The organism is Anaerolineae bacterium (genome assembly GCA_014360855.1).
Classification (GTDB): domain Bacteria; phylum Chloroflexota; class Anaerolineae; order JACIWP01; family JACIWP01; genus JACIWP01.
This window is the reverse complement of record JACIWP010000085.1, coordinates 1-11,423: the sequence shown is the minus strand read 5'-3', so window position 1 is coordinate 11,423 and position 11,423 is coordinate 1. Positions and strand designations below refer to the sequence as shown.

Here is an 11,423-nt window from a genome sequence, read left to right as displayed (position 1 = left end):
AGCTTTTTTGTTCTATGGTATAGTATTTCCAGCAAATGGTACAAAGGATATCCGTATGCTGGCAGTTCTGCAACCGTTGCCGTACAAGCGACCGCAACCGCAACCTCCCAAATGGGCGGCAGGTTAGGCGCGCGTGGGCAACGATTCAGGGCTGATTCGGCCGGCTCGCCAAACCTGGTGAGTCGGCTTTTTCTTTACCCCCTCAAGGACGCTTCCGCTCGACGAAGAGCTGATGCCGGCGAGGTCGGTTTCTCGCACCATCCCGAACCTTTTCTCACAGGAGGCATGACAATGGCATCAGTGTATCTGCTGGACACCACCAACCGCGATGGCGTACAGACCGCCCGCATCACCCTTTCCAAGCTCCAGAAGACCATGGTGAACATCTATCTGGGGCAGATGGGCGTCCATCAATCCGAGATGAGCTTCCCGTTCGTGCGGCACGAGCATAACTACATCGCCGCCAACCTGGAGCTCCACGCCATGGGCGTCATGGGCGACATGGTCATCTCCGGCTGGTTGAGGGCCCAGCGCCAGGACGCCATCTTTTCCCTGCAGACTGGCCTGCGCGACTTCGATCTCTCCATGAGCACCTCGCCGCAGATGATGCAGCATAAGTTCAAGGGCAAATACACGCCGGAGCAGGTCATCGAGATCACGGTGGATGCCGTGCGCGCCGCCATCGAGCATGGTGCCCGCTCCATTATCGTCAGTGCGGAAGATTCCTCCCGTTCCGACCTGGGCTTCCTCATTGAATTCGCCCAGGCGGTGAAGGCCGCCGGCGCCTGCCGGCTCCGCTACTGCGACACCCTGGGCTATGATACGCCGGCCTCCATCGCACCGCGGGTGCGCGCTCTGGCCGAGAAAGCCCAGATGCCCATCGAACTGCACTGTCACAACGATCTCGGCCTGGCGGTGGCCAATTCCCTCGCCGGCGCGGTGGAGGTCATCGAGGCCGGCCAGGACGCCTGGATCAACACCACGGTCAACGGCATGGGCGAGCGCGCCGGCAACGCGGACCTGGTCTCCGTGCTCCTGGCCATCGAATATGCCCGGGACCTACATGACCAGCTCCCGCTGGGCCGGCCGGTGGACCTGCGCTGGGCCTGGACCCTCTGCCGCTATGTGGCCTACAGCACCGGCCAGAAAATCCCCATCAATCAGCCCGGCGTCGGCGCCAATGCTTTCGCCCATGAATCCGGCATCCACGCCGACGGCGCGCTGAAAGACCGCCACAATTACGAGCTGTTTGACTTCACCGTGCTGGGCCGGCCCGAATTCGAACTGCGGCCGCGCGGGCGCATCATCACCACGGGCGAGTTCGGCGGGGTCGCCGGCCTGCGCCATGTCTACAGCGAACTGGGCATCGAGTTCGAGAGCGAGGAGGAGGCCCGCACCGTCTTGGAGCTGGTCCAGCTCGCCAACGCGCACAACCAGCTCCCGCTCCTCCCCGACGAACTGCGCTTCATCGCCCGCTTCCCGGCGCAGGCGGCGCGCCTGCTGACTGTCGTGCCCAGCGAGGCGGCCTGGCAAATCGTGGAGCATGCGCGGCCCGAATGGACCATGCCCTGGGAACTGCCGGCCGGCGTCAAGCCGCTCACCCTCGACGCCATCCCCTTCAGCGCTCGCGACAAACAGCATTTGCTCCAGCAGCCGCGCGTGCTCTTCGAGTAAGCTCTCGCACGCATATAAAAACAGCGGGCCTTGCCCCTTGGCACAGGCCCGCTGTTTTATATCGCAAGTCACCAGGGCATCACAGCTTGAGGTGCTGGACCACCAGATCGCCCATCTGGCTGGTGCCAACGGTGGTGCATCCCGGTTCGGCGATATCGGCAGTGCGGTAGCCGGCCGCCAGCACCGCCGCTACGGCCTCTTCCACCGCCCGTGCCTCCGTCTCCATGTCCAGCGAATGGCGCAGTAGCATGGCCACGCTGAGGATGGTGCCCAGCGGGTTGGCGATGTTCTTGCCGGCGATGGTCGGGGCCGATCCGTGGATCGGCTCATACAGGCCGCGCCGGCCCTCCCCCAGCGAGGCCGAGGGGAGCATGCCGATGGAGCCGGCGAGCATGGCGGCCTCGTCAGTCAGGATGTCGCCGAACATGTTCTCCGTCAGCACCACGTCGAAGCTGGTCGGGGTGCGGATCAGCGCCATGGCGCAGGCATCCACCAACATGTGCTCCAGCGTCACGTCGGGATATTCCTGTGCCACCTCGTTGACCACCTCGCGCCACATGCGGGAGCATTCCAGCACATTAGCCTTGTCCACCGAGGTCAGCTTTTTGCGGCGCTGGCGCGCCAGGCGAAAGGCCACATGGGCCACCCGGCGCACCTCATGCTCCCAGTAGTGCATGGTATCCATCGCCCAGCGCTGGCCGTCCTTCACCCCGCGCTCCTTGGGCTGGCCGAAATAGATGCCGCCGGTCAGCTCGCGCACCACGATCAGGTCGGTGCCCTGCAGTACCTCGGGCTTCAGCGTGGAGGCGTGGAGCAGGGCCGGCATGACCGCCACGGGCCGCAGGTTGGCAAACACCCCCATGGCTTTGCGCAGTCCCAAAAGGCCCTGTTCCGGCCGTACCGGCAGTTTCGGGTCGTCGTACTTCGGATGGCCCACCGCGCCCATCAGCACAGCGTCGCACTGGGAGACCGCTTCCAGCGTGGCCGGCGGGAGAGGACTGCCGGTGCGGTCAATGGCGCAGGCGCCCAGCAGTTCCTCCTGCAGATGCAGTTCCATGCCGCGTTCCTGCGCCACCGCTTTGAGGACTTTGACGCCCTCCGCCACGACCTCCGGACCAATACCGTCACCCGGCAGGAGCACGATATGGGCTTTCATGCGGCACCTCCCAGCAGGTCCTGGCGGGTCTTGGCGATGAGGCCGCCGGCCCGGATGATTTGCAGGATGAATTCCGGATACGGCTCCGACTGGAACTGCTCGCCGGTTGTCTCGTCGGTGATGATGCCGGTGCTCAGGTCCACCGTGACCCGATCTCCCTGGCGGATGCGGCGCGCCGCCTCAGGCGATTCCAGGATGGGAAGCCCGATATTGATGGCGTTGCGGTAAAAGATGCGGGCGAAGCTCTCGGCGATGACGCAGGCCACGCCGGCGCCTTTCAATGCCAGCGGCGCGTGCTCGCGCGACGAGCCGCATCCGAAGTTCTTGCCGGCCACAAAGATATCCCCAGGCTCGATCTTCCCCGCCAGGCTGGGGTCCAGGTCCTCCATCACATATTTGGCCAGCTCCTCTGCGGTGGACATGTTCAGCCGGCGCGCCGGGATGATGACGTCGGTGTCGATGTTGTCGCCAAATACCCAGGCCTTTCCGGTGAGTTTCATGATAGCCTCGACCTCCTCTCATGCCCAGGGTGCCGGCAGTTCATCGGGGCCGGCGATGCGCCCCAGCACCGCGCTGGCGGCGGCGACCGCCGGGCCGGCCAGGTAGACCTCGCTGGTGCGGTGGCCCATGCGCCCGATGAAGTTGCGGTTGGTGGTGGAGACACAGCGTTCGCCGGCGGCCAGGATGCCCATATGCCCACCCAGGCACGGCCCGCAGGTTGGGGTGCTGATGGCCGCGCCGGCATCCAGGAAGACCTCCGCCAGCCCCTCGCGGATCATCTGCCGCATCACCTCCTGCGAGCCGGGAATGACGATACAGCGGACGTTCGGGTGGACGGAGCGGCCGCGCAGGATTTCCGCCGCCAGGCGCATATCCCCGATGCGCCCGTTGGTACAGCTCCCGATGACCACCTGGTCAATGGGGATGTCCCCCACTTGGCTGATGGGCCGGGTGTTGCTGGGCAGATGCGGGAAGGCGACCTGCGGTTCGATCTCACTGACGTCAATCTCCAGCGTTTCGGCGAAGACCGCGTCGGGGTCAGAGCGGAATTCGCGGTACGGCCGGCGGGCATGCTCTGCCAGATAGGCGCGCGTGACCTCGTCCACGGCGATGAGGCCGGCCTTGCCGCCGGCCTCGATGGCCATGTTGCTCATGGTGAAGCGGTCATCCATGGGCAGGGACTCGATGGCTGGGCCGGCGAATTCCATCGCCATATAACGGGCGCCGTCCACACCGATCTTGCCGATAGTGTAGAGGATGAGGTCTTTCCCGCCGACCCAGGGCCGGCGCTCCCCGCGGTAGATGAAGCGGAAGGTGGGCGGTACCTTCATCCAGATGCGGCCGGTGGCCATGGCCACGGCGATATCGGTGGAGCCCATGCCGGTGGCGAAGGCGCCCAGCGCGCCGTAGGTGCAGGTGTGGGAGTCCGCCCCCACCACCACGTCGCCCGGCACCACCAGGCCCTGCTCGGGGAGCAGGACGTGCTCGATGCCCAGCCGGCCGACCTCGAAGTAATGGGTCAGCTCTTGCCGGCGGGCGAACAGCCGCACCTGCTGGCACTGCTCCGCGGAGGGGATATCCTTATTGGGGGTGAAATGATCGGGGACCAGGACCACCTTGTCCCGGTCAAACACCTTCCCCACCCCGATTTTCTCAAATTCCCGGATAGCGATCGGCGCTGTGATATCGTTGGCCAACACCAGATCCACCGGGACGTCGATCAACTGGCCAGGATGCACCGGGGCACCCACATGGGCGGCGAGGATAGCTTCAGCGAGTGTCATGCCCATAGCCTATTTCAGCTCCTCCTCCCGCATCACGCCAATGCCCCAGTAATCGTTGACATGGGCACTGCCGTGGGTGGCCTGCATCTGGTCCAGCGTCTGCTTGATCTGCTCGGCGGCCTCTTTGCGGGCATTGCGGGTCTGCTGTTTGGCCGCCAGCATGCGGTTCAGGGCGAAGAGATAGGCCTTGGCGCTGGCCGTCACGATGTCCAGATCCGCGCCCCGCCCCATGAAGTAGCGGGTGACCTTCTCGTCTCCGCCGTTCACCGGCAGTTCGGCCTTGATGCGGGTGGTTACCTTGCCCATGGCGTCAATGCCTTCGGTGATGGCCTGCACGGTGAACTCCACCAGCTCGACCTTTTCACCGACGATGGCGTCAATAGCCTTGTAGGTGGCATCGATGGGACCGACGCCGGTGGCCGTATGGCAGATCTCCTTGCCGTCCACGCTCTGCAGGCAGACGGTGGCGGTGGGCATGACGTTGGTGCCGCAGACCACCTGCAGGCGGGTCAGCTCGTAGGTCTCGAACATGAAGGGCCAGGTCTCGCCGGAGACGATGGCCTCCAGGTCGCGGTCATCCACCACCGGCTTCTTGTCCGCCACTTCGAGGAAGCGCTGGTAGACGCGCTCAAACTCCTGCTCGCTGAGGGTGTAGCCCAGCTCCTGCAGGCGGTGGCGCAGGGCATGCCGGCCAGAACGAGCCGACAGCACGATCTCGGACACCGGCACGCCGATATCCTCCGGGTTGATGATCTCATACGTACTGCGGTGCTTCAGCATGCCGTCCTGGTGGATGCCGGAGGAATGAGCGAAGGCGTTGCTCCCCACGATGGCCTTGTTGGGCGGGATGACGAAGCCGGTCAGTTCGCTCACCAGCCGGCTGATGGGGTAAATCAGCTTCGTGTTGATGCCGGTGGTGAAGTCGAAGAGGTCGCGCCGGGTGTGGATGGCCATGACGACCTCTTCCAGCGACGCATTGCCGGCGCGCTCGCCGATGCCGTTAACCGTGACCTCCACCTGGCGGGCGCCGTTGCGGATGCCGGCCAGCGTGTTGGCCGTCGCCATGCCCAGGTCATTGTGGCAGTGCACCGAGATGACGGCCTTGTCGATGTTGGGCACCCGCTCGCGGATGGCGCGGATGAGGCCGCCCCACTCCTCGGGCGTGGTGTAGCCGGTGGTGTCGGGGATGTTAACCACTGTGGCGCCGGCATCAATGACCGCTTCCAGCACCTGGAACAGGTATTCGGGGTCAGCACGGCCGGCATCCTCCACGTAATACTGCACGTCCTCGACGAAGCGCTTGGCGTACTTCACGGCGCGCACGCCGGCCTCCAGCGCCTCCTCGCGGCTCATGTGGAGCTTGTACTTCAGGTGAATGTCGGAGACGCCCAGGCCGGTGTGAATGCGCGGCCGCTGTGCCTTGGCGAGGGCGGCGGCGGCGACATCAATGTCCTCGGTGCGGGCACGGGTCAGCGCGCAGATGACACAGTTCTTGATCTCCTTGGCGATGGTCTGCACCGCCTGGAAATCCCCGGGCGACGAGATGGGGAAGCCGGCCTCGATGATATCCACCCCCAACTGCTCCAGCATCTTGGCCACTTCCAGCTTCTCGGTGACGCCCATGGCCGCGCCCGGCGATTGCTCACCGTCTCGCAACGTGGTGTCAAAGATCATGATACGTTCCGTCATGCTCCTACCTCCTTTTCAAGCCGTCTTTTCGGCATTATCTCCTCACGTTTTGGGGACGTAGGTGAGCCATCCCCAGCGATCCTCCTCCTTACCGGATGTGATGGCGAAGAAGCGCTCCTGTAGTTTGGCGGTGATGGGGCCGCGCCGGCCGCTCCCCACCGGGATACCGTCGATGGAGCGAATGGGCGTGATCTCGGCCGCTGTGCCGGTGAAGAACGCCTCATCGGCCACGTAGAGCCGCTCCCGCGGGATCATGGCCTCCTCAACGGTATAGCCCATGTCGCGGGCCAGGGTGATGACGCACTGGCGGGTGATGCCCTCGAGGATAGAGGCGGCCAGCGGCGGCGTCTGGATGGTGCTGTTGTAGACCAGGAAGATATTCTCGCCGCTCCCCTCGGAGACGTAGCCGTTGATGTCCAGCGCGATGCCCTCGGCGAAGCCGCGGTCCTTGGCCTCCATGGTGACAAACTGGGAGTTGACGTACTGGCCGCCGATCTTGCAGTTGGCCGCCAGGGTGCCGGGGGCCATACGGCGCCAGGAGCTCACGCCGGCGTCCACACCCTGCTCCAGCGCCTCCGGACCCAGGTAGGCGCCCCATTCCCAGGTCATGATGACCACCTCCACCGGGCAGGCCCGTCCGTCCACCCCCAGGCGCTCCATGCCGCGGAAGACCAGCGGCCGGATGTAACACGCCTCATGGCGGTTTTTCGCCACCGTGTCCAGGATAGCCTGCGCGATTTGCTCTTCGGTGTAGGGGATGGGCATGCGCAGGACCTTGGCGGAGTTGAACAGCCGGCGCACATGCTGTGGCAGGCAGAAGACCGCCGTGCCCTTCACTGTCTTGTAGGCGCGGATGCCTTCGAAGACGCTGGTACCGTAGTGGAGCGCGTGCACCCCCACGTGCACCTTGGCCTCGTCCCAGGGGACGAATTCGCCGTTGAACCAGATATAGTCAGACCGGAACGCCATGGTGTATCCCTTCCTTTCCGTTCGTGCCTGAATGATGTGTGCGAAATGGGGGAGGGCCCCCGACCCTCACCAGGTCGGGGGGACCTCCTTCGGGTCGAGCCAGGGCATCATGCGGCGCAGTTCGCGCCCCACGCGCTCGATCAGGTGGTTCTTCTCCTGCTTGCGCATGGAGTTGAAGAAGGGCCGGCCGGCCTGGTTCTCCAGGATCCATTCGCGAGCGTAGGAGCCGTCCTGGATGGCTTTCAGGAGCCGGCGCATCTCGGCGCGCGTTTCCTCGGTGATGATGCGCGGGCCGGCGTAGTAATCCCCGTGCTCCGCTGTGTCGCTGATGGAGTAGCGCATGTAGCTCAGGCCGCCCTGCTGGATCAGGTCCACGATGAGCTTCAGCTCATGCAGGCACTCGAAGTAGGCGATCTCGGGCTGATAGCCGGCTTCCACCAGGGTCTCAAAGCCGGCCTTGATGAGCGCCGTCACACCGCCGCACAGCACCGCCTGCTCGCCGAAGAGGTCGGTCTCGGTCTCCTCCTCGAAGGTGGTCTCGATGACGCCGGCGCGGGTACAGCCGATGCCGCGGGCATACGCCAGGGCCAGTTCCTTGGCATGGCCAGTGGCATCCTGATAGACCGCCACCAGGCCGGGCACGCCGCCGCCCTGGGTGAAGACCTCGCGCATGCGGTGGCCGGGGCTTTTGGGCGCCACCATGGTCACGTCCACGTCGCGCGGCGGGATGATCTGGTTGTAGCGGATGTTGAAGCCGTGGGCGAACATGAGCATATTGCCGGCGCGCAGGTTGGGGCCGATCTCTTTCTCGTACAGCTCTTTCTGGACGTTGTCCTGCACGAGGATCATGACGATGTCGGAGGCCGCGGTGGCTTCCGCCGGCGTCATGACCTTGAGGCCGGCCTCCTCCGCCTTGGACCAAGAGCGCGATCCCTTGTACAGGCCCACAATCACGTCACAGCCGCTGTCGTGTAGGTTCAGGGCATGGGCATGCCCCTGGCTTCCGAACCCGATGATGGCGATCTTCTTGCCCTTGAGCAGGTTGAGATCCGCATCCTTGTCGTAATACATCTTGGCCATCGTTCTTTCTCCTTCTGCGTTGTGATGGGTTTGATGAGATATGGAAAGGCTTACTCCTCTGCCTTACGGCCGTTGCCAGAGATGCCCCGCCCATTGGCGGTGCCGCGCAGCATGGCCACCGGGCCGGTGCGCGCCACTTCCCGCACGCCGAAGGGCTGTAACAGCTCGATCAGGCTGTCGATCTTGTCCTGGGTGCCGGTGGCCTCGATGGTCAGGGTCTGCGGCCCGACATCCACCACCTGGCCGCGGAACACCTCGGCCAGGTGAATCACCTCCGAGCGCTTGGAGGCATCGGCATTGACCTTGATGAGCGCCAGCTCGCGGAAGATGGCCTTGTCGGGGGTCAGGTCTGTGACGACGTTGGTGACGTTGACCAGCTTGCGCAGTTGCATGCCGACCAGCTTTTCCTGGCTGGCATCGCATTCCAGGACGGCGGTCATGCGGGAGATGGCCGGCGTCTCCGTAGGGGCGACCGCCAGGCTGACGACGTTATAGTTGCGCCGGCGGATCATGCTGGCCACCCGCGCCAACACGCCCGGCCGGTCCTCCATCCAGGCGATGATGGTCTTGGTGGTCTTCATCACGCACCCTCCTCCACCATATGGCGCTCGATCATCTCCGAGATGCTGGCGCCGGCCGGCACCATCGGGTACACGTTGTCCTCGCGTTCCACCAGGAACTCCAGGACCACCGGGCCGGGGATGCGCAGGGCTTCTTCCACCGAACTGCGCAGGTCCGCCGGGGTTGTCACCCGCTTGGCGGGGATGCCGTAGGCCTCGGCCAGCTTCAGATAGTCCGGACTGCTGATGGGCGTGAAGGCGTAGCGGCGCTCGAAGAACAACTGCTGCCACTGGCGCACCATGCCGAGATAGCCGTTGTTGAGTATGGCGATTTTGATGGGATATTTCTCCTGCACGATGGTGGCCAGTTCCTGGATGGTCATCTGGAAGCCGCCGTCGCCCACAGTGGCCCAGACGACGGCGTCGGGATGCGCCGCCTGCACGCCCATGGCCGCCGGCAGGGCAAAGCCCATGGTGCCCAGGCCGCCGGAGGTGATGAGGCCGCGCCGGCGGTCATGGAAGTAGTACTGCGCCTCCCACATCTGGTTCTGGCCCACATCGCTGACCATGATGGCCTGGCCGCCGGTGGCGCGCCATATCTCACGGATGACCATGGGGGAAGTGAGCCGGCCGTTCTTGGGTTGGAAGGCCTGCGGGTCCTGATACTGCTGTCTGCTGCGGAGCAGGTCCGTGATCCATTCCACGCACAGCCGCGGCTGGACCAGCGGGATCAACGCCCGCAGTACCCGCTTCACATCCCCCACGATGGCCAGGTCCGGCTCCACATTCTTGCCGATCTCCGCCGGATCAATGTCCACATGGATGATCTTGGCATTGGGTGCAAAGGTCGCCACCTTGCCGGTGACGCGGTCGGAGAAGCGGGCGCCCAACACGATCAGCAGGTCACAGCGCTGAATGGCCTGGTTGGCATACTTATGGCCGTGCATGCCGACCATTCCCAGGGCCAGGCGGTGGGTCTCCGGGATGGCACTGATGCCCAGCAGGGTGGTGGCCACCGGGAAATTGCCCCGCTCGGCCAGGGCGAGCAGTTCGTCCTCGGCTCCGGAGAGGATGACGCCGTGGCCGGCCAGGATGAGCGGCCGCTCGGCGGCATTGATCATGTCCGCCATCTTCTGAATCAGGTCCTCATCCCCCTCCAGCGGCGGCTCATAGCCCGGCAGTTTGATCTCGTCAGGATAGTCGAACTCGGTCTCGGCGGCCTGCACATCCTTGGGAATGTCAATGAGCACGGGGCCGGGCCGGCCGGAGCGGGCGATGTAGAACGCCTCTTTCATCACATGCGGCAGTTCCCGCACATCGGTCACCAGATAGCTGTGCTTAGTGATGGGCATGGTGATGCCGGTGATGTCCACCTCCTGAAAGGCGTCCCGCCCCAGCAAGTTGGTGGAGACCTGGCCGGTGATGGCCACGATGGGGGAGGAGTCCATATATGCCGTAGCGATGCCGGTCACCAGGTTGGTGGCGCCGGGACCGGAGGTGGCAATGCAAACGCCGACTTTGCCGGAAGCGCGGGCATAACCGTCGGCGGCATGCGCGGCGGCCTGCTCATGCCGCACCAGCACGTGGTGGATGGGATAGTCGATCAGGGTGTCGTAGAGTTTGATGACTGACCCGCCCGGATATCCGAAGACCACATCCACGCCTTCTCGCACCAGAGCCTCACACACGATTTGCGCGCCAGTTAATTTCATGCTTTCCTCCTCTTCTCCCATACGGGTTCGGGGTGCATTCACATGCGGAAGACAGCGCCGGTGCTGGCGGAAGTCACATATTCCGCGTAGCGCCGCAGGTAGCCCTCCGCCACACGCGGGCGCCACGCCGGCAGTTGCTCCGCCCGCCGGCGCAGGGTTTCCTCGTCCACTTCCAGGTCCACCCGGTAATTGTCCAGGTCAATCGTAATCATGTCCCCATCTTCCACCAGGGCAATGGGACCGCCGGCGGCCGCCTCCGGCGAGACATGGCCGATCACCAGCCCGCGCGAGGCGCCGGAGAAGCGGCCGTCTGTGATGAGGGCAATATCCCCATCCATGCCCATGCCGGACAGGGCCGAAGTGGCGGTCAGCATCTCGCGCATGCCGGGGCCGCCCTTGGGGCCCTCATAGCGGATCACGATGACATCGCCGGCGCGAAATTCCCGTCGCAGGATGGCCTGGGTAGCCTCCTCCTCGGAGTTGAACACGCGCGCCGGCCCGCGGTAGACTGCCCCGCCGGCGGCCACCGCCGCTTTCTTGATGACGCTCCCCTCCGGGGCGAGGGAGCCGAACAGGATGCGCAGGCCGCCGGAGGCCGAATAGGGGTTGTCCAGCGGGCGAATGACCGAGTCATCCCAGACCCGGGCGTTCTGCAGGTTCTCCGCCACGCGCTGGCCCGTGACGGTCATGCATGTGGTGTCGAGCACGCCTTGTTCCGCCAGCCGGCGCATGACCCCCTGGATGCCGCCGGCGCGGTGCAGGTCCTCGATATGATGCCCGCCCGGCGCCGGGCTCATCT

At 64.8% G+C, this 11,423-nt stretch carries 10 protein-coding genes; 1 reads left to right on the top strand and 9 read right to left on the bottom strand.

What is annotated here, in order from left to right:
* The first annotated feature begins 291 nt into the window (after positions 1-291).
* A complete protein-coding gene (locus H5T60_06375) occupies positions 292-1,674 on the top strand; it encodes a homocitrate synthase (protein MBC7242053.1) in 1,383 nt (460 codons plus the stop codon).
* Positions 1,675-1,753: 79 nt separating this feature from the next.
* Here H5T60_06375 and leuB read toward each other — a convergent pair whose 3' ends face one another.
* From leuB to H5T60_06330, 9 genes are all read right to left on the bottom strand, one after another.
* Positions 1,754-2,830: a 3-isopropylmalate dehydrogenase gene (gene leuB / locus H5T60_06370; protein ID MBC7242052.1), complete on the bottom strand. Its 1,077-nt coding sequence runs from the start codon at positions 2,828-2,830 to the stop codon at positions 1,754-1,756.
* A complete protein-coding gene (locus H5T60_06365) occupies positions 2,827-3,330 on the bottom strand; it encodes a 3-isopropylmalate dehydratase small subunit (protein ID MBC7242051.1) in 504 nt (167 codons plus the stop codon). Before H5T60_06365 ends, leuB begins: the two co-directional genes overlap by 4 nt.
* Before the next feature lie 18 nt (positions 3,331-3,348).
* Positions 3,349-4,620 (bottom strand): 3-isopropylmalate dehydratase large subunit, encoded by a 1,272-nt coding sequence (gene leuC / locus H5T60_06360; GenBank protein MBC7242050.1) that lies wholly within the window; start codon positions 4,618-4,620, stop codon positions 3,349-3,351.
* Positions 4,621-4,623: 3 nt separating this feature from the next.
* Positions 4,624-6,303 (bottom strand): 2-isopropylmalate synthase, encoded by a 1,680-nt coding sequence (locus H5T60_06355; protein MBC7242049.1) that lies wholly within the window; start codon positions 6,301-6,303, stop codon positions 4,624-4,626.
* 42 nt (positions 6,304-6,345) lie between these two features.
* Positions 6,346-7,272 (bottom strand): branched-chain amino acid transaminase, encoded by a 927-nt coding sequence (locus tag H5T60_06350; GenBank protein ID MBC7242048.1) that lies wholly within the window; start codon positions 7,270-7,272, stop codon positions 6,346-6,348.
* Positions 7,273-7,338: 66 nt separating this feature from the next.
* The gene (ilvC, locus tag H5T60_06345) at positions 7,339-8,352 is read right to left on the bottom strand and encodes a ketol-acid reductoisomerase (GenBank protein MBC7242047.1); all 1,014 of its coding nucleotides are present in this window, start codon (positions 8,350-8,352) and stop codon (positions 7,339-7,341) included.
* Positions 8,353-8,402: 50 nt separating this feature from the next.
* Entirely contained in the window at positions 8,403-8,933 is a 531-nt protein-coding gene (ilvN, locus tag H5T60_06340; protein MBC7242046.1) for an acetolactate synthase small subunit, read from the bottom strand.
* Entirely contained in the window at positions 8,933-10,624 is a 1,692-nt protein-coding gene (gene ilvB, locus H5T60_06335) for a biosynthetic-type acetolactate synthase large subunit (GenBank protein MBC7242045.1), read from the bottom strand. Before ilvB ends, ilvN begins: the two co-directional genes overlap by 1 nt.
* Positions 10,625-10,662: 38 nt before the next feature.
* Positions 10,663-11,423: dihydroxy-acid dehydratase (locus H5T60_06330; GenBank protein ID MBC7242044.1), on the bottom strand; the 761-nt coding region annotated here is incomplete at its 5' end.

Excerpts from the sequence above, each read along its gene's own strand:
- H5T60_06375 (MBC7242053.1), top strand. The coding sequence starts at position 292 with ATGGCATCAGTGTATCTGCTGGACACCACCAACCGCGATGGCGTACAG.
- leuB (MBC7242052.1), bottom strand. The coding sequence starts at position 2,830 with ATGAAAGCCCATATCGTGCTCCTGCCGGGTGACGGTATTGGTCCGGAG.
- H5T60_06365 (MBC7242051.1), bottom strand. The coding sequence starts at position 3,330 with ATGAAACTCACCGGAAAGGCCTGGGTATTTGGCGACAACATCGACACC.
- leuC (MBC7242050.1), bottom strand. The coding sequence starts at position 4,620 with ATGGGCATGACACTCGCTGAAGCTATCCTCGCCGCCCATGTGGGTGCC.
- H5T60_06355 (MBC7242049.1), bottom strand. The coding sequence starts at position 6,303 with ATGACGGAACGTATCATGATCTTTGACACCACGTTGCGAGACGGTGAG.
- H5T60_06350 (MBC7242048.1), bottom strand. The coding sequence starts at position 7,272 with ATGGCGTTCCGGTCTGACTATATCTGGTTCAACGGCGAATTCGTCCCC.
- ilvC (MBC7242047.1), bottom strand. The coding sequence starts at position 8,352 with ATGGCCAAGATGTATTACGACAAGGATGCGGATCTCAACCTGCTCAAG.
- ilvN (MBC7242046.1), bottom strand. The coding sequence starts at position 8,933 with ATGAAGACCACCAAGACCATCATCGCCTGGATGGAGGACCGGCCGGGC.
- ilvB (MBC7242045.1), bottom strand. The coding sequence starts at position 10,624 with ATGAAATTAACTGGCGCGCAAATCGTGTGTGAGGCTCTGGTGCGAGAA.